The sequence below is a fragment of the Brevundimonas balnearis genome (assembly GCF_042434805.1).
Lineage (GTDB): Bacteria > Pseudomonadota > Alphaproteobacteria > Caulobacterales > Caulobacteraceae > Brevundimonas > Brevundimonas balnearis.
Genome location: NZ_JBHLSW010000003.1, coordinates 374,110 through 388,834, shown reverse-complemented (window position 1 = coordinate 388,834; position 14,725 = coordinate 374,110). Strand labels below are relative to the sequence as shown.

Genomic DNA, 14,725 nt, shown 5'->3' with positions numbered 1-14,725 from the left:
TTCCGGGTACGTCGGGCGACGACTTAACGCCGCTCACTCATCGTTGGTGGCGTTCACTTAGTCTGTTGCAGCGCGTCATCCAAGCGCCCGAGCGACTCTTCCCGCCCCAATGCCGCCAGGGTCTTGCCCAGATCGGGCGAGGGGCGGCCGCCGGTCAGGGCGGCGCGGGCGACCGGGCCGATCTTGCCGAACCCGACGCCCTCGGCCTCGGCGAAGGCTTTCAGCTCGGCTTCGAGCGCCGGCGCGGTCCAGTCGGTCTGACCACCCAGCCGGTCCCGAAGGCGCGACAGCCGGTCGCGGGCCTCGCCGGCGATCAGGCCGCGCGCCTTGTCGTCGAGCGCCAGCGGGCGCTCGGCGCGGGCGAAGGCGGTCTGGTCCGCGAGGTCGAGCACGGTCTTGGCCCGGTCCTTCACCTGCGGGATGGCGGCGGCCAGGCGGGCGGCGTCGGCCGCCTCGCCGCGACGAACCAAGGCCTCAGCGGTCAGGGCGACCAGACGGTCGTCGTCCGCCTGGCGCAGCCAGTGGGCGTTGACATAGGCCAGCTTGTCGAAGTCCAGCCGCGCCGGCGCCTTGCCCACGCCGTCCAGGTCGAACCAGGCGATCGCCTCTTCGTCGCTGAACAGCTCCGCGTCCCCGTGCGACCAGCCCAGCCGGGCCAGGTAGTTGCGCATCGCCTCGGGCAGATAGCCCATCTCTGCGTACTCGTGCACGGCCTGCGCCCCGTGCCGCTTGGACAGCTTGGCCCCATCCGGTCCGTGGATCAGCGAGATGTGGGCGAACACCGGACGCGGCCAGCCCAGCGCGTCGTAGATCAGGCTCTGGCGCGCGGCGTTGTTCAGGTGATCGTCGCCGCGGATCACATGGGTCACCCCCATGTCGTGATCATCCACCACCACGGCGAGGTTGTAGGTGGGCGCGCCGTCCGAGCGCAGCAGCACCAGATCGTCCAGCGCCGAGCTATCCCAGCGCACCTGGCCCTGCACCGCGTCCTCGACCACCACCGGCGCGTCCATCGGACGGCGGAAGCGCACGGTGAACGGCTTGGACAGGTCCTCGGGCGTCGGCTCGCGGTCGCGCCACGGCGACTCGAACGACCGGCCTTCGGCCTTCGCCGCGTCGCGCAGGGCGCCGGTCTCCTCGGCCGTCAGGAAGTCGCGGTAGGCCGCGCCCCGGGCCAGCAGCTCGTCCACCACCTCGCGGTGGCGGTCGGCGCGGCTGAACTGGAACACCGGCGGTTCGTCGGCGGTCAGGCCCAGCCAGTCCAGCCCGTCGAAGATGGCCTTCACCGCCGCCTCGGTCGAGCGTTCGCGGTCGGTGTCCTCCACCCGGATCAGGAACCTGCCGTTGCGCCGCCGGGCGTAAAGCCAGTTGAAAAGCGCCGTTCTTGCCCCGCCTATGTGCAGATAGCCGGTGGGCGAGGGGGCGAAGCGGGTGACGACGGGGGCGGGTGAGGAGGTCATGGCGTCCAGGCTGGACGGGCCTCTGGCGGCCCGGGCGGCCCTTATAGCGCCGGACGCGCCCCGGGCCAGCCTCGCGGCGCGCGCCCGGACCTGGCTGGCCGCCCAGGTCGAGCGGCAGGCGGATCGCTGGCGGTTGTGGACCCCCGTCGCGCTGGGCGGCGGCGCGGCGACCTATTTCGCCCTGCCGACCGAGCCGCCGGCGTGGCCGCTTTATCTCGTGGCGCTGCTGGCCCTCGCGGGCTGGGGGATCGCGCGGCGGCTGGCGGCGGCCCGGATCGTGACGCTGGCGGTCCTGATGCTCGCCGCTTTCGCGGGCGGGCTGTCGCTCGCCAAGGCGCGCAGCGACCGGGTCGCCGCGCCGGTCGCCCCCGCGATGGGCGAGCCGGTCTGGATCGAGGGCTGGGTCGTCGACGTCGACAGTCCGGGCGCCAGCGGCGCGGCGCGGGTGGTGCTGGCCCCGGTCCGCATCGACGGCCTCGCGCCGGAGGCGACGCCGGTCCGGGTGCGCGCCACCGTGCGGGGCGCGCCGCCCGCGCCGGGTCAGGCGGTCGGCATGCTGGCCCTGCTGAACCCGTCGCCCAGCCCGGCCAGCCCCGGCGCCTACGACTTCGGCCGCGTCGCCTGGTTCCAGAGCCTGGGCGGGGTCGCGTTCGGCCTGTCGGCCCCGCGCGGGATCCAGGCGGCTCCGCCGCCGTGGCGGCTGCGGCTGACGATGGCGGTCAACGGCGTGCGCCACGATCTGGCCCGCCGCATCGTCGAGCGTGTGGGCCAGCCCTCAGGCGGGGTCGCGGCCGCCATGGTCACGGGCCAGGAGGCGTGGCTCGATCCGGACCAGGTCGAGGCCATGCGCGCGTCCGGTCTGGCGCACATCCTGTCGATCTCCGGCCTGCACATGGCGGTGGTGGGCGGGTTCAGCTTCTTCCTGGCGCGGCTGATCATCGCCGCCTGGCCGTGGCTGGCGCTCAGGATCAACGGCAAGAAGGCCGCCGCCGTCGTCGGCCTGATCGCGGTCGGGGCCTATCTGGTCATCTCCGGGGCGCCGCCGCCGGCCGAGCGGGCCGCGATCACCGCCTCGATCGCCTTCATCGCCATCCTGGCCGACCGTCAGGCGATCAGCATGCATGCGCTGGCGGTCGCCGCCGTCGCCGTGCTGATCCTGCAGCCGGAGGCCATCGTCACGCCGGGCTTTCAGATGTCGTTCGCCGCCACCGCCGCCCTGGTCGCGCTGGCCGAGGCCTGGCCGCGCCAGCCGAGGGAGATCTCCGCGCCGCTGGTCATCGTCGTGGTCCAGCGGGCCGGCGTCTGGCTGGTCATCGCCGTCCTGGCCAGTCTCGTGGCCGGCGCCGCCACCGGCCCCTTCGCCATGCAGCACTTCAACCGCACGGCCATGTTCGGGCTGCTGGCGAACCTCATCGTGGCCCCCCTGTCGGACTTCCTCATCATGCCGATGCTGGCGCTCGGGGCGGTGTTCGAGCCGTTGGGCCTGGGCGCGCCGTTCCTGTGGGCCGCGGGGCAGGGGATCAGCGCCATGCTGGCGGTGGGCGGCTGGATCGCGGCCCTGCCCGGCGCGGTGGTGACGATCCCGAGCGCCCCGACCGCCGCCCTGCCGGTCGCCTTCCTCGGCGTGCTGTTCCTGTGCCTGTGGCGCGGGCCCCTGCGATGGGCGGGCTTGCCCTTCGCCTGCGCGGTGCTGTTGTGGCCCCGGATGGAGCCGCCGGACCTGTGGATCGGCGACGGCGGGGCCAATGCGGCGATCGTCCGGGACGGGGTCGCCGAGGTGGTGCGCGGATCGGCCGGCGCCTTCGCGGTGGAGGTCTGGAGCCGCCGGCGCGGCCTGGTCGCCGAGCCGCGCCCGGCTGAGGCCTGGTCTTGCGACCGCACCAGCTGCCTGCCGGTGGCGGGCGGTCCGCTGGCGGTCTCCTGGGGCCGCAGGGCGCCGAGCCCGGAGCGGGTCGCCGCCCTGTGCGCCTCGGCCGAGGTCGTGACCGTCAGGGCCGAGCTCCCGACCCTGCCCCCCGAGTGCGCGAGCCGGCTGGTGCTGGACGCCGTGGACTTCGCCGCGAACGGCTCGGTCGAGCTGTGGCGGAGCGACGACGGCTGGCGCGCGATCTGGGCCCGCGACGTACGCGGCGAGCGCCCCTGGAGCCGCTTCGGGGGTTAGTGATACCGGCGGATCAGGCCGACCAGCTTGCCCTGCACCTCGACCTGGTCCGGGCCGAAGATGCGGGTCTCATAGGCGCGGTTGGCGGGCTCCAGCGCGATCGACTGGCCCTTCTTGCGCAGGCGCTTCAGCGTCGCCTCCTCGCCCTCGACCAGGGCGACGACGATCTCGCCCGAGGACGCCGTGTCCGCCTTCTTGATGACTACCAGGTCGCCGTCGAGGATGCCGGCCTCGATCATCGAATCGCCCTCGATCTCAAGCACATAGTGCTCGCCCGCGCCCAGCATGGCCTCGGGCACCGGCAGGCGGTCGCGCTCATGCTGGATGGCCGCGATGGGGGTGCCGGCGGCGATCTTGCCCAACACCGGCAGGTCGCGGGTGTCGTTGGCGGCCTCGACCGAGGCGGCGGCGACGCGGCCGCCCTGGATCACGTCGGGCCGGAAGCCCGCGACCCCGCGCGGCGCGCCGGCCGTCGCCTGATCCGGCAGCTTCAGCACCTCCAGCGCCCTAGCCCGATGCGCCAGCCGGCGGATGAAGCCCCGCTCCTCCAGCGCCGTGATCAGCCGGTGGATGCCCGACTTGGACGCCAGGTCCAGCGCCTCCTTCATCTCGTCGAAGGACGGCGACACGCCCGTCTCCTTGATACGTTCGTGAATGAACATCAGGAGCTCGTGCTGCTTCTTCGTGAGCATCGGGCGAAGACCTTCCAGAACAAGGCGTGAACCGCTGTGGATGTTCTGTAAGTGTTCTTCCTTAATGTCAACCTAACGACAACAGGGTCCTCGTGGCCGCCGTCACGTCGGCCTGGCGCATCAGGCTTTCGCCCACCAGGATCGCGCTCGCCCCGGTGCGGGCGACCTCGGCCACGTCGTCCGGCGTGAAGATTCCGCTCTCGGCCACCAGCAGGGCGTCGGCGGGCGCCGTCGCCGCCAGTCGCCCGGTCGTCGCCAGGTCCACCTCGAAGGTCCTCAGCGAGCGGTTGTTCACCCCCACCAGATCGCCGCCGAGCGCCACCGCGCGCGCCATCTCCGATTCGTCGTGTGTCTCGATCAGGGCGTCCATGCCGAATCGCCGGGCTTCGCTCAGCAGCTCGCCCGCCAAAGCGTCGTCGATCATGGCGAGGATGATCAGGATGCAGTCGGCGCCCAGCGCGCGGCTCTCGGCCACCTGCCAGGGATCGACCAGGAAGTCCTTCCTCAGGCAGGGCAGGGCGGTCGCCGCCCGCGCCTGACCCAGATAGGCGTCGTCGCCCATGAAGCTCGGCCCGTCGGTCAGCACCGACAGGCAGGCGGCGCCCCCGGCCTCGTAAGCGCGCGCAAGCGCCGGCGGATCGAAGTTCGCGCGGATCAGGCCCTTGGACGGGCTGGCCTTCTTGATCTCGGCGATCAGGGCCGGGCCGCCGGGGGTCGCGCGCTCGGCCAGGGCCCGGCGAAAGCCGCGCGGGGCGTCGGCCGCCCTGGCGCGCGCCTCGATCTCGGCTTGTGACGTCGCGGCCTTCCGCGCCGCCACGTCCTCGCGCTTGTAGGCGGCGATCCTCGCCAGAACGTCGGTCATGCCTCGGGCGCCTCGACGATGCGGTGGCTGGCGGCGACCAGCCCGTCCAGCGCCCGGGCGGCGCGGCCGTCGTCGATGGCGGCGGCGGCCATCCGCACCCCCTCCACCGCATCGGCGGCCAGATCGGCGACGGTCAGGGCCGCGGCGGCGTTCATCAGGACGATGTCGCGGTAGGCGCCGGGCTCGCCCGCCAGAAGCCGCCGCAGGGCGTCCGCGTTCACTTCCGCGTCGCCGCCGCGCAGGTCCTCGACGCGCGCCGGCGTCAGCCCCAGCGCCTCGGGCGTCAGGGTGAACCGGCGGACCGTCCCGTCCTCCCACGCCGCGACCTCGCTCGGCCCCGTGGTGGTCAGCTCGTCCAGCCCCTGGCCATGCACCACCCAGGCGCGCCTGGCCCCCAGCCGCCCGAGCACCTCCGCCAGGGGTTCGAGCAGGCGCGGGTCATAGACTCCCATCAGCTGGCGCGTCGCGCCCGCCGGATTGGTCAGCGGGCCGAGCAGGTTGAACACCGTCCGGAACCCCAGCTCCGCCCGGATCGGCGTCACATGGCGCATCGCCCCGTGGTGCGACGGCGCGAACAGGAAGGCGATCCCCGCTTCGGTCAGCGCCGCCATCTCCTGCTCCGGCGTCGCCTGCAGGTTGACCCCCAGCGCGGCCAGGACGTCGGACGATCCGGACTTCGAGCTCAGCGCCCGGTTGCCGTGCTTGGCCACCTTGGCGCCCGCCCCCGCCGCCACGATCGCGGCGGCGGTGGAGATGTTGAAGGTGTGGGCCCCGTCGCCGCCGGTGCCGCAGGTGTCGATCACCTCGAACGGCGGCTGGATGCGGCTGGCGGCGGCGCGCATGGCCTCGGCGAAGGCGGCGATCTCCTCCACCGTCTCGCCGCGCACCCGCATGGCGGCGACGGCGGCGCCGACCTGGCCCGGCGTGGCCTCGCCCGCCAGGCAGGCGGCGGCGAAGGCGCGGGCCTGTTCGGCCTCGAGACTGCGGCCCTCGGCCAGCCGCGCCAGTATGGGCTTCAGGGCGTCGGACACGGGGACGCTCAGGCCGCCTTCAGGCGGCTGACCCCGGCGATGTCCAGGAAGTTGGCCAGCATCTCGTGGCCGTGCTCGGTCGCGATCGACTCCGGGTGGAACTGCACCCCGTGGATCGGGCGCTCATGGTGCATGAAGCCCATGATCTCGCCGTCCTCGGTCCAGGCCGTGACCTTCAGCGTGTTCGGCAGGGTTTCGCGACGCACCGCCAGGCTGTGATACCGGGTGGCGGTGAAGGGACTGGGCAGGCCCTTGAACAGGCTCTCGCCCTCGTGGTGCATCGGCGAGGTCTTGCCGTGCATCAGGGTCTTGGCGCGCACCACCTCGCCGCCGAACGCCTGTCCGATCGCCTGGTGCCCCAGGCAGACGCCCAGGATCGGCAGATCCTCCGGCGCGTCGCGGATCAGGTCCAGACAGATGCCCGCCTCGTTCGGCGTGCACGGGCCCGGCGACAGCAGGATCGCCTCGGGCTTCAGCGCCAGCGCCTCGGCCGCCGTCAGGTCGTCGTTCCTGATGACGCGCGTCGTCGCGCCCAGCTCCGCGAGGTAGTGGACGAGGTTGTAGGTGAAGCTGTCGTAGTTATCGACGACCAGGATCATGGCCGCGCTTGTAGGCGGCTCGCAGGCCCGCGCCAAGCGGATGCGGCGATCAGCACTTCCTTAAGCGGCGCCGGGTCAGCGTGGCGGTATGACGATCCGCCTCGACGTTTCCGACCACATCGCCCGCGCGCGCGCCCTGCTGGCCGAGCCCGAGGCGCCCGCCCGCTCGCTGAACGCGCTGGCGGCGGCGGGTCTGATGGCGGGATCGGCCGTGCTGATGGCGTGGATTATGGTGCTGGGGGTCTAGGCCTCACCCACTCACCAGGCCGCCGGGCAGCAACTCCGCGCGGCCGGCGAGGCTGAGCTCCAGGAGCGCGGCCGACACCAGTCCGATCGGCAGGCCCAGCGCCCGGGCGATCTCGTCGCGCGGCGTCGGCGTGGGAGACAGCAGGGCGGCGACCTGTTCCAAGAGCGCCTCGTCCGGCTCGTCGCCGGGCGAGGGGGTATAGGCCGACGGCGGCTCGGCGAGGGTGCGCGGGCCTTCCAGCCCGCCCAGGATGTCCTCCACACCCTCACAGATGTGCGCCCCCTGGCGCAGCAGGTCGTTGACTCCCCGCGCGCGCGGGTCCAGCGGCGAGCCGGGCACGGCGAACACCTCGCGCCCCTGCTCGTTGGCCAGCCGGGCGGTGATCAGCGAGCCCGATCGCAGCTCCGCCTCGACCACCACCACCCCGCGCGAGAGCCCGGAGATGATGCGGTTGCGGCGAGGGAAGTCGCGCGCCTGGGCCCGCGCCCCCACGGGACTTTCGGACAGGACCAGTCCCTGGACGATCAGGCGCTCGTAGAGCCCCGCGTTCTCGGACGGGTAGACGTCGTCGACGCCGCCGCCCAGCACCGCGACCGTGCCGGTCGCCAGCGACCCCTCGTGCGCCGCCGCGTCGATGCCGCGCGCCATGCCGGACACCACCAGAAAGCCCGCGTCGCCCAGGCTCTGAGCCAGGCCGCGCGCGATGCGCTGCCCGCCCGCAGAGGCGATGCGGGCGCCGACCACGCCGATCGCGTCCGTGCGCGCCAGAAGCTCGACGCGCCCGCGCGCCCACAGCACCGGCGGCGGGGCGTCCAGCGCGGCCAGCAGCGGCGGATAGTCGGGGTCGCCCAGCACGACCAGTCGCGCGCCGATGCGCTCGCCCCGCGCCAGCTCGGCCGCGATCCGGTCCTCAGCGGGCGGCGTCAGCTCCGAACCCGCGCGGCGAGCCAGGGCGGGCAGGGCGTCCAGCGCCTTCGCCGCGCTCCCGAAGCGGGCGATCAGGTCCCGGAACGCCACCGGGCCGACCCGGTCGGTGCGCGCCAGCCGGAGCCGCGCGACGCGCTCCGGCTCCGCAAGGCTCACGCCTTCTTCGCGCCGATGCGCGGCTCGGCGCCCTTCAGCAGGCGGCCGATGTTCTCGTGGTGGCGGATGTAGATCAGCAGGCCGGTGAACACCGACAGGACGACGACCGGCGTGGCGACCTCCACGCCCAGCGCGGGCAGCAGCCACGCCCCATAGACCGGCGTCAGCAAGGCCGCCGCCAGAGCGCCGGTCGAGGAGATGCGCGTGATCGCCACCGTGGCGAGCCAGGTGGCGCCGGCGATCAGCCCCAGCGGCCAGGCCGCCGCCAGCAGCAGGCCGAAGAAGGTCGCCACCCCCTTGCCGCCCTTGAACCCCAGCCAGACGGGAAACAGGTGCCCCAGGAAGGCCGCGCCGCCCGCGACGGCGGCGGCCGCCTCATTGTCGAACAGGGCGCGCGCGATCAGCAGCGCCGCCGCGCCCTTACCGGCGTCCAGGATCAGGGTGGCGAAGGCCAGGTCCTTGCGGCCGGTCCTCAGCACATTGGTCGCGCCGATGTTGCCCGAGCCGATCCGGCGCACGTCGCCCGCCCCCGCCGCGCGCGTCAGCAGGACGCCGAAGGGGATCGACCCCAGCAGATAGCCGCCCACGGCCACCAGTCCGAGCGTCAGCATGGCGAGGGATGCGAGATCCTGCACGAAGGCGTCCTTCCGACACGAGTCGCGCGTTCTCTAGCACAGCCCCTGCGCGAAAGACGACGGGGCGGCCCGTCTCCGGACCGCCCCGCCTTCAGCTCGCTGTCGCCGGGATCACCAGCGCCAGACGTTCCAGACGACGTCCAGGATGTAGCCGTCGTACTCGTCGATCAGATAGACGTTGTTGTCGACATAGACCCAGCGCGTACCCGCCGGCGGATAGGGCAGGCCGTAGTAGTTCCAGTCGCTGAGGCGGTAACGCCAGAAGATCGACGGCAGATAGTCACCCGCCGACCAGCGGATTCCCCAGTAGTTCCGCGGAACCTGATAGTAGCCATAGCCCGGCGCGAAATAGAACCCGACCCGCAGCCCCGTGTAGTTGCGGAACCAGGTGTGCGACCGCCACCAGTCGTCGCGGTGGCGGCGGCTCCAGTCCGAGCGCCAGCGGTCGCGGTTCCAGCTGCGCTGGAATTCGCGATAGTCGCGGCGATCGCGGCGGTACTCGCGCCGATCGTCGCGGCGGTCCTGCCTGAAGTCGCGGCGATCGTCCCGGCGATCCCAGCGATCATCACGCCGGTCCTGACGGAAGTCCCGGCGGTCCTCCCGCCTGTCCTGGCGGAAGTCCCGGCGGTCGTCGCGGCGGTCCTGGCGGAACTCACGCCGGTCCTCGCGGCGCTCCTGCCGGAACTCCGGACGGTTCGGCGTCGGATCCTGTCGGAACTCGCGCCGGTCCTCCCGCCTGTCCTGGCGGAAGTCCTGGCGATCCTCGCGGCGCTCCTGGCGGAACTCGCGACGGTCCTCGCGGCGCTCCTGGCGAGCCTCCGGGCGGTCCTCACGACGCTCCTGCCGGGCTTCGCGTCGCTCCTCGCGCCGTTCCTGACGCAGCTCGGGGCCCCGAGCCTGTCCGCCCTGCCGGGCCTCGCGACGCTCCTCGCGACGCTCTTGCCGCTGCTCGCGGCGTTCAGCGCGGTCGCCGTCCTGGGCCAGCGCGGGCGCGGCGGCGGCGGCTGGCAGGGCGAAGGCGCCCGTGGCCGCGGCCATCATCAGCCATGTCTTCATGTCGTTTTCGTCCTGCCGGGCCCCACCTGGCGATCGATCGGACGGTGGCGGGCGCGGGATGAACCCAGTCTGAACGGCCCGGGCGTCGCCCTCAGGCCTCGGGCTCGCGCCGCTCCTCGCGGCGCTCCTGACGCCACTCGCGGTTCTCGGGGCGAGGAGCGGGGGCCTCCTGACGCTGCTCACGCCGTTCCTGCCGCCATTCGCGGTTCTCCTGGCGTGGGGCCTCCCGCCGAGGCGCAGGCCGCTGCTCGCGCCACTCGCGCTTCTCCTGCGCCTCGGCGAGCGACGGGGCGGCTGCGGCGGCGGCCATGGCGATGGCCAGAAGCACGGCGGATCGGGTCGTGTTCATGGCGAGCTCCTTACACACTTGAGCGGCGCGAGGGTAGCGACCGGCCCTGAACATGGCCTGAACGGTTGCGGGGCGCACGCCCGTCGCCCACCTCAACGGCCACGCTGACGCTTCAAGGAGCTGCCCATGCCCGCCCCGATCGAACTCTGGTACTGGCCCACGCCGAACGGCTGGAAGATCTCCATCGCGCTGGAGGAGATGGAGCTGCCTTACGCGCTCAAGCCGGTGAACATCGGCGTCGGCGAGCAGTTCAGGCCGGAGTTCCAGGCCATCAGCCCCAACGGCCGCATGCCGGCCATCGTCGATCCCGAGGGCGACGACGGCAGGCCGCTGTCGATCTTCGAGTCCGGCGCGATCCTGCAGTATCTGGGGCTCAAGTCAGGCCGCTTCTATCCGCAGACCGCGCGCGAGAAGGCCGAGATCGACCAGTGGCTGTTCTGGCAGGTCGGCGGCCTGGGCCCCATGGCGGGCCAGACCCACCACTTCCGGCAGTACGCCCCGGCCCTGATCAAGGACCAGCGCCAGATCGCCTACGGCGTGCGCCGCTACACAGACGAGACCCACCGGCTCTACGGCGTGATGGACCGCCGCCTGAAGGATCGCGAGTACCTGGCCGGCGACTACTCCATCGCCGACATGGCGGCCTGGCCCTGGATCCTTCCGGAGCATCAGGGCCAGAACCTCGATGAGTTCCCCCACCTGAAGGCCTGGCATGAGCGGGTCGGGGCCCGCCCGGCGGTCCAGAAGGGGCGGGCGGTCGGCGAAGAGCTGCGCGCCAATCTCGCCGCCTCGGGCAAGGCCGCCGAGGAGGCGCGCAAGGTCCTGTTCGGCCAGCGCGCCCGGTAAACGCGCCGGTCATGAGTCTTGCGCGGTGGTGAATGCCGTTCGAAGTATTCACCATCGCTTTACTCAGAATATTTTTCGTCAACGCCGCCGTTAACCTCGCTGCAAGAGCGACGGTATTTGATCATGTGCAACGGGCGTCAGAACGACGCCGCAGGAGGGCACATGATGGTGGCTCAAGACACGACGATCCCGGCCGAGGACAACGCTCTGCCGCTGCCGACCCCGGACATGACGGGCGACGACCTGTTCAAGCTGGGTCTGATGTACTCGACCGGCCAGGGCGGCTGCCCGATGGACCGGGTCTCCGCCCACATGATCTTCAACCTGGCGGCCCTGAAGGGCTCGATCGAGGCGCGGATCTATCGCCGCGAGCTCAGCCAGGAGATGGATCGCGACGACATCGCCGAGGCCCAGCGCGCCGCGCGCCGCTGGATCGACAACGGCGTGGTGCGGCTCGCGGCCTGAACATCTTCTTTGCGCTCGCGACGCGGTCGCTCGCTGTGTGAGCGCGAGTTCTGGCGCAGGCTGATGGCGCCCAGGCAGCGAGGCTCCGCGAGCCGAGCAGTGACGCCCTTAGAACTGCTGGTACTGCCCGTTGATCGTGTAGTTGAAGCCGATGGGCAGGGCGTCGCGGATCTGGCTGAAGAAGACCGCCAGTTCCGCCAGCGTCGTGCGCGGCACGAACAGGATGTCGGAGCGTCTCAGCGCCACCACCTCGCCGCGCCGGGGCCGAAGATCGATCGGCCGCATCATTCGAACGCCGCCCGGGCCCCTGCGGATCAGCGCCACCTGGTCCTGGCGCGCGCCGGGCAGGAAGCCGCCCGCCTGGACGATCGCCTGATAGGCGTCGATGTCGCCGGGCATGTCATAGACGCCGGGGGTTCGCACCTCTCCGTCCACCCAGACCTTCAGCGGCGTCGCCTGGCGCAGGGTGACCTCCACCACCGGCCGGCGCAGCTGGCTGGCGTAGGCGCTCGACAGCGCCCCCTCCAGCTCCGACAGGCTGCGGTCCGCCGCCATCACCTGGCCGATCAGGGGCAGGGCGATACGACCGTCCGGCCCCAGGGTCACCTGCCGGTTCAGCTCCGGCGCCGTGGGCGTGGCCACGTCGATCTGGTCGCCGGGATAGAGCAGATACTCCGGCTCCGCGTCGGTCCAGTCGGCGAAGCCGATGTCGGGGAAGGCGCCGGCCTGCGTCACGACGCGCGCGCCCGCGGGTCGAGCCGGCGGGCCGGAGCTGGCGCAGCCCGCGACGGTCGCGCTGAGCCCGGTCAGGGCCAGAAGCATCATCCGCCGATCCAGCATCGCCACTCCAAAACGACTCGCCGCCGGGCATTCCTCCCGTCGCCAGGGACGTTCGGCGATCATGGGTAACCAGTGGTTAACGGCGGCGCCGGACTGTGGCGTCAGTCCTTCGTCTCGCGGATTCGCTGTTCACCCATGCGCACCCCGGCCTACGCCACGGCACGCCCGCGCTACGGGTTCTGGGACGTCGTCGGCCTGATGCTGCGCGAGACGGTCCTGATGATCGTCGTCTTCCTGGTGGTGTTCGCCATCGGCGCGGCGGCCGTCCTGACGCTGAAGAAGACCTACACCGCCCAGGCCAGCCTCTTCGTCGGCATCGGCCAGGAATACGTCTATCAGCCCCGCGTGGGCGAGACCCCGCCCTTCAACCTGCCCCAGCCGGGCGAGGTGGCCCAGTCCGAGACCACCATCCTGAACAGCCAGGCCCTGGCCCAGCGGGTGGTGCGCACCGTCGGCGTTGAGGGGGTGCTGGGCGAGCCGGGGACCGAGGTCCAGGCGCTCCGGGCCTTCTCCAATCGGCTCAACGTCGCCATGACGCCCACCAGCGGCATCCTGGACCTGACCTATGAGGACGAGGACGCCGAGCGCGCCGCCCGCATTCTGAACGCCACCGTGGATCAGTACCTGCTGTACCGGCGCGACATCTTCCAGGACCCGGCCACGCCGCTGCTGCGCGGACAACGCCTGCGGTTCGAGGACGATCTGGCCGACGCCGACGCGGCCTACGAGACCTTCCTCAGGACCAACAACATCGGCGACTTCACCGCCGCCAAGGCCGCGCTGGCCGCCACCTACCAGACCGTCTTCGCCGAGCGGCTGTCGATCGAGGCCCAGCTGAACCAGGCGCGCCAGCGGCTGACGACGCTGGAGGGCCAGCAGGCGATCACCCCGGCGGAGGTGGCGCTCCAGCAGGACCTGAACATCTCGGCCCAGGACCAGATCCTGCAGCTTCGCACCGAGCGCGAGCAGCTCCTGTCCCGCTACCAGCCCGACGCCCAGCCGGTGCGCGAGATCGAGACCCGCATCGCCCAGCTGCAGGCCTATGTCGACACCGGCACGGCCGTCGGCGCGCGCGAGGTCCGGCTGGGGCCGAACCCGGTCTGGGTCGAGCTGGAGACCACGCGGATCAACACCCAGGCCGAGCGCGACTCTCTCGCCGCCCGCCTCGCCGCTCTGGACCGCCAACTGGTCCAGATCCGCCAGCGCCAGGCCGAGCTGACCGATCTGGAGTCCGAGAACGCGACCCTGGCCTCAAGCCGCGAGGTCCTGACCGCCTCCATCCGCGAGTTCCAGCAGCGCGAGGCCCGCAGCCAGGCCGAGAACAATCTGGCGGCGGAGGGGGCGGACTCCATCACCGTTCTGGCCCGCGCCGCCACCCCGACCCGCGGCCGAAGCCTGAAGGCGCCGCTTCTGGCGCTGGTCTTCCTGTTCGCCGCCTTCACCGCCGTCTGCGTGGGGCTGGTGCGGGTGTTCACGCGCAGGGGCCTGACCACCGTCGGCACGACGGAGCGCACGCTCGGCCTGCCCGTGCTCGCGGTCGCTCCGGTCAAGTCGTGAAAGTGTTAGCCTGAGGCGTGACCCAGAGTGCGCGTGGCGATTCGATGGTCGACCTGACGTCCGAGATGGCGGCCCTGTGGGCGGCGCTCGGCCCGGCCCCCGCGCGTCGGGGCCGGGTCATCCAGTTCGTCTCGGCGACCAGCGGGGAGGGCGTCTCCACCGTCACGCGCGAGTTCTCCCGGCTGGCGGCGGTACGGGCGCGACGGCCGGTCTGGCTGGTGGACGCCGACCTGGCCCAGCCTTCGCAAATGGAGGCCGTGGGGGCCGAGCCCGAGCGCTTCGGCCGGCTGGGCCAGCCGGCGGCGGCGACCCCGGACGGTTCGACCTTCTTCTCGGTCCATCCGCCGGTGAAGACCCGCGACGGCCGCGAAGTCCCGCCCGGCCGCCTGTTCAGCGCTCGCTCGGCGCTGGGCGGCCGCCTGTGGATCACCTGTTTCCGCGCTGAGGCCCTGAGGTCCGGCCAGCGGATCGAGACCTCCGCCGAGCCCGCCTACTGGGACGCCATGCGCCGTCACGCGGAAACCGTGGTCATCGACGCGCCCGCCGCCGACCGGAGCGACGTCGCCGTGACGCTGGCTCCGCTGGTCGATCTGAACGTCCTGGTGATCGCCGCCGAAAGCACCCCGGCGGCCCAGGCCGCGGCCCTGCGCGACCTGATCGAGAGCGCCGGCGGCCGCATCGCCGGCGTCGTCATGAACCGCTTCGCCTACGAACCGCCGAAACTGCTGCGCGGCCTGGCGCGGTGATCGCGCCTCTCTTCCCCCGCCATCCTCGGGCCGTCCGCATGCCCCGCATGCGGGTCAAGCTCCCACCCGAGGATCGGACGCAGGACCGCGATCCGC

At 72.2% G+C, this 14,725-nt stretch carries 16 protein-coding genes; 6 read left to right on the top strand and 10 right to left on the bottom strand.

All coding sequences use genetic code 11. The annotated features are described in order from the left end of the window. Positions 1-53: 53 nt before the first annotated feature. Positions 54-1,460 carry a glutamate--tRNA ligase gene (gene gltX, locus ACFFGE_RS03020; protein WP_376834158.1) on the bottom strand — a complete coding sequence of 469 codons (1,407 nt, stop codon included), beginning with the start codon at positions 1,458-1,460 and terminating at the stop codon, positions 54-56. On the opposite strand from gltX, the gene ACFFGE_RS03015 reads away from it, so the two are divergent. Next, positions 1,459-3,621: a ComEC/Rec2 family competence protein gene (locus ACFFGE_RS03015; protein WP_376834156.1), complete on the top strand. Its 2,163-nt coding sequence runs from the start codon at positions 1,459-1,461 to the stop codon at positions 3,619-3,621. The two genes, gltX and ACFFGE_RS03015, sit on opposite strands and share 2 nt — an antisense overlap. Here the strand turns inward: ACFFGE_RS03015 and lexA are convergent. The 4 genes from lexA to ACFFGE_RS02995 all read right to left on the bottom strand — a co-directional run bounded on the left by lexA (position 3,618) and on the right by ACFFGE_RS02995 (position 6,805). Further along, a complete protein-coding gene (gene lexA / locus ACFFGE_RS03010; protein WP_376834154.1) occupies positions 3,618-4,313 on the bottom strand; it encodes a transcriptional repressor LexA in 696 nt (231 codons plus the stop codon). The two genes, ACFFGE_RS03015 and lexA, sit on opposite strands and share 4 nt — an antisense overlap. Positions 4,314-4,380: 67 nt before the next feature. After that, a complete protein-coding gene (gene trpC, locus ACFFGE_RS03005; RefSeq protein ID WP_376834152.1) occupies positions 4,381-5,175 on the bottom strand; it encodes an indole-3-glycerol phosphate synthase TrpC in 795 nt (264 codons plus the stop codon). Then, positions 5,172-6,206, bottom strand: a complete 1,035-nt coding sequence (trpD, locus tag ACFFGE_RS03000) for an anthranilate phosphoribosyltransferase (protein ID WP_376834150.1) — start codon at positions 6,204-6,206, stop codon at positions 5,172-5,174. Before trpD ends, trpC begins: the two co-directional genes overlap by 4 nt. 8 nt (positions 6,207-6,214) lie before the next feature. Further along, positions 6,215-6,805 (bottom strand): anthranilate synthase component II, encoded by a 591-nt coding sequence (locus ACFFGE_RS02995; protein ID WP_376834148.1) that lies wholly within the window; start codon positions 6,803-6,805, stop codon positions 6,215-6,217. 88 nt (positions 6,806-6,893) lie between these two features. On the opposite strand from ACFFGE_RS02995, the gene ACFFGE_RS02990 reads away from it, so the two are divergent. Next, a complete protein-coding gene (locus ACFFGE_RS02990; RefSeq protein WP_376834146.1) occupies positions 6,894-7,052 on the top strand; it encodes a hypothetical protein in 159 nt (52 codons plus the stop codon). A gap of 3 nt (positions 7,053-7,055) precedes the next feature. Here the strand turns inward: ACFFGE_RS02990 and dprA are convergent, their stop codons facing one another. The 4 genes from dprA to ACFFGE_RS02970 all read right to left on the bottom strand — a co-directional run bounded on the left by dprA (position 7,056) and on the right by ACFFGE_RS02970 (position 10,175). Beyond that, a complete protein-coding gene (gene dprA, locus ACFFGE_RS02985) occupies positions 7,056-8,135 on the bottom strand; it encodes a DNA-processing protein DprA (RefSeq protein ID WP_376834144.1) in 1,080 nt (359 codons plus the stop codon). Continuing rightward, complete coding sequence (gene plsY / locus ACFFGE_RS02980; protein ID WP_376834142.1) at positions 8,132-8,770, bottom strand: glycerol-3-phosphate 1-O-acyltransferase PlsY; 639 nt, start codon at positions 8,768-8,770, stop codon at positions 8,132-8,134. The genes dprA and plsY overlap by 4 nt, the downstream gene beginning before the upstream one ends. A gap of 111 nt (positions 8,771-8,881) precedes the next feature. Then, positions 8,882-9,826, bottom strand: coding sequence for an RcnB family protein (locus tag ACFFGE_RS02975; RefSeq protein ID WP_376834140.1), 945 nt, complete (start codon positions 9,824-9,826; stop codon positions 8,882-8,884). 91 nt (positions 9,827-9,917) lie between these two features. Next, positions 9,918-10,175 carry a hypothetical protein gene (locus ACFFGE_RS02970; protein WP_376834138.1) on the bottom strand — a complete coding sequence of 86 codons (258 nt, stop codon included), beginning with the start codon at positions 10,173-10,175 and terminating at the stop codon, positions 9,918-9,920. 126 nt (positions 10,176-10,301) lie between these two features. Here ACFFGE_RS02970 and ACFFGE_RS02965 point away from each other — a divergent pair, with 126 nt between their 5' ends. Both ACFFGE_RS02965 and ACFFGE_RS02960 read left to right on the top strand, forming a co-directional pair. Continuing rightward, positions 10,302-11,021: a glutathione S-transferase N-terminal domain-containing protein gene (locus ACFFGE_RS02965; protein ID WP_376834136.1), complete on the top strand. Its 720-nt coding sequence runs from the start codon at positions 10,302-10,304 to the stop codon at positions 11,019-11,021. Positions 11,022-11,186: 165 nt separating this feature from the next. Beyond that, positions 11,187-11,486, top strand: a complete 300-nt coding sequence (locus ACFFGE_RS02960; protein WP_376835199.1) for a sel1 repeat family protein — start codon at positions 11,187-11,189, stop codon at positions 11,484-11,486. Positions 11,487-11,594: 108 nt separating this feature from the next. Here the strand turns inward: ACFFGE_RS02960 and ACFFGE_RS02955 are convergent, their stop codons facing one another. Then, positions 11,595-12,326 carry a polysaccharide biosynthesis/export family protein gene (locus ACFFGE_RS02955; RefSeq protein ID WP_376834134.1) on the bottom strand — a complete coding sequence of 244 codons (732 nt, stop codon included), beginning with the start codon at positions 12,324-12,326 and terminating at the stop codon, positions 11,595-11,597. Between the two features lie 135 nt (positions 12,327-12,461). On the opposite strand from ACFFGE_RS02955, the gene ACFFGE_RS02950 reads away from it, so the two are divergent. After that, on the top strand, positions 12,462-13,883 hold the full coding sequence (locus tag ACFFGE_RS02950) for a GumC family protein (protein WP_376834132.1): 1,422 nt from the start codon (positions 12,462-12,464) through the stop codon (positions 13,881-13,883). Between the two features lie 44 nt (positions 13,884-13,927). Beyond that, on the top strand, positions 13,928-14,629 hold the full coding sequence (locus ACFFGE_RS02945; protein ID WP_376834131.1) for a P-loop NTPase family protein: 702 nt from the start codon (positions 13,928-13,930) through the stop codon (positions 14,627-14,629). Positions 14,630-14,725 lie beyond the last annotated feature (96 nt).